The organism is Embleya sp. NPDC025285 (assembly GCF_055558835.1).
Genome location: NZ_JBVHLU010000266.1, coordinates 1 through 2,199 on the forward strand (window position 1 = coordinate 1; position 2,199 = coordinate 2,199).

Consider the following 2,199-nt stretch of genomic DNA (forward strand, 5'->3'; position numbering starts at 1 on the left):
CGATCAATGGTCCGGATTCGGTGGTGGTCTCCGGTGCGGAGGCTGTGGTTGCCGAGATCGTGGCGCATTTCGAGGGGTTGGGGCGTCGGGTGCGGTGGCTGCGGGTCAGCCATGCGTTCCATTCGCCGCTGATGGACCCGATGATCGACGAGTTCCGCCGCGTGGTCGAAGGATTGTCTTTCGGTGCACGGGAGTTGGCGGCCGTCTCGACGGTCACCGGTGCGGTGGTCGAGGGCGAGTGGAGCGATCCCGAGTATTGGGTCCGGCATGTGCGACAGCCGGTCCGGTTCCACGACGCCGTGGTCACGTTGGAGGTCCAGGGCGCGCGCGGGTTCGTCGAACTGGGTCCGGACGGCGCGCTGACGGCGTTGGTTCGTGACGGGCTGCGTGAGCCGGAGCGTGCGGTGACCGTACCCGTGCTGCGCAAGGACCGGCCCGAGTCGGACACCGCGATGGTCGCGCTCGCCACGCTGTATGTGAACGGCGCCGCGCCCGACGTTTCGTGGGCCGGCTTCCATCCGGGCGCACGCCGCGTGGACCTGCCGACCTACGCGTTCCAGCGGCACCACTACTGGCTGGACGACCTGCCCGATCGTTCGGCCGATCTCGCCTCGGTCGGAATGGGCGACTCGGGCCACCCCTTGCTGGGTGCGGCGGCGGAACGTGCCGACGGTGGTGGCGTGCTGTTCACGGGCCGGCTGTCGCTGCGCACGCACCCGTGGCTGGCCGATCACGTGGTCGGCGGCGCGATCGTGCTGCCCGGAACGGCGTACGTGGAACTGGCGGTTCGAGCCGGTGACGAGGTCGGGTGCGGGCTGCTGGAAGAGCTCATGCTGGAAGCGCCGTTGTTGCTCGGCGAGCGTGGCGGTGTGGTCGTGCAGCTGTGGGTCGCGGCGGCGGAAGAGCATTCGGGACGGCGCGCGTTCGCGCTGTACTCGCGCGTCGAGGACGACGGCGACGCGGTGGGCGAATCGACGTGGCAGCGACACGCCACCGGCACGCTCACGCCCGTCGCCGCGGAGCCGGACGACCACCTGACCGACTGGCCGCCCACCTCCGCAACGCCGGTCGACCCTGCGGAGGTCCGGGCTCTGCTGGTCGAGCGCGGTTACGACTACGGCCCGTCGTTCCAGGGCCTGCGCGCGGTCTGGCGCAGCGGCGACATCCGCTACGCGGAGGTCGCGCTCCCGGCGGACGTGTCGGTGGACGGATTCGGCCTGCATCCGGCCCTGCTCGACGCGGCCCTGCACCCGCTGGTCCTGGACGTCGACGAGCAGACCCGACTGCCCTTCGTGTGGAACGACGTCGCACTGCACGCGTCCGGCGCCACGACACTACGTGTCCGGCTCACCCCGACCGACGGGAACGGGCTCGCGGTACTGCTGGCCGACGACGCCGGCCGGCCGGTGTTGTCCGCGTCGTCGCTGGTGCTGCGTCCGGTGACGGAGATCGCCGCGCCGGCCGGTCGGTCGACGGCGCGAGGTTCGCTGCACACGGTGGACTGGGTTCCGCTCGCGGTGGACGCGCACGGGACGACTTCGGCGGTCACACGGCATCCCGAGCTCACGAGCGGCTCGGACCTGAGTGCGTTGGACACGGTTGCGGACGTCGTGACGTACCGGGTCGGCACAGCGGGCAGCGCCCGGGACGCGGCGGCCGGTGCGCTGGACGTGGTGCAGACCTGGCTCGCCGACGAGCGCACGGCCGACGCGACGCTAGTGGTGGTGACGTGTGGTGCGGTCGGGGATCCGGCGCAGGGCGCGGTGTGGGGTCTGGTGCGGTCGGCGCAGTCGGAGCATCCGGGTCGGTTCGTGCTGTTGGACGTGGACGCCTCGGACGCCGCCTCGGCGGAACTGGTGACCGCTGTAGTCGCATCGGGTGAGCCGCAACTGTCGGTATCCGAAGGCACGGTGCGCGCGGCGCGCTTGGCGCGGTTCACGTCGCCCGTGGACGCTGCCGGGCCTGATTGGGGTTCGGGGTCGGTGTTGGTGACGGGTGGTACCGGGAGTCTGGGTGGGTTGGTGGCTCGGCATCTGGTGTCTCGGCATGGTGTGCGGGATTTGGTGTTGGTGAGTCGGCGGGGTTCGGCGGCGCCGGGTGTGGGGGGTTTGCGGGCGGGGTTGGTTGCCTCGGGTGCTCGGGTGGAGGTTGTTGCGTGCGACGTCTCGGATCGGGCGTCGGTGGTGGGTTTGTTGGCGG

The 2,199-nt window shown here is 71.1% G+C and carries 1 protein-coding gene; it reads left to right on the forward strand.

The window, feature by feature from the left end; genetic code table 11:
* Positions 1 to 2,199: polyketide synthase dehydratase domain-containing protein (locus ACZ4FV_RS52085; RefSeq protein ID WP_465328482.1), on the forward strand; the 2,199-nt coding region annotated here is incomplete at both ends.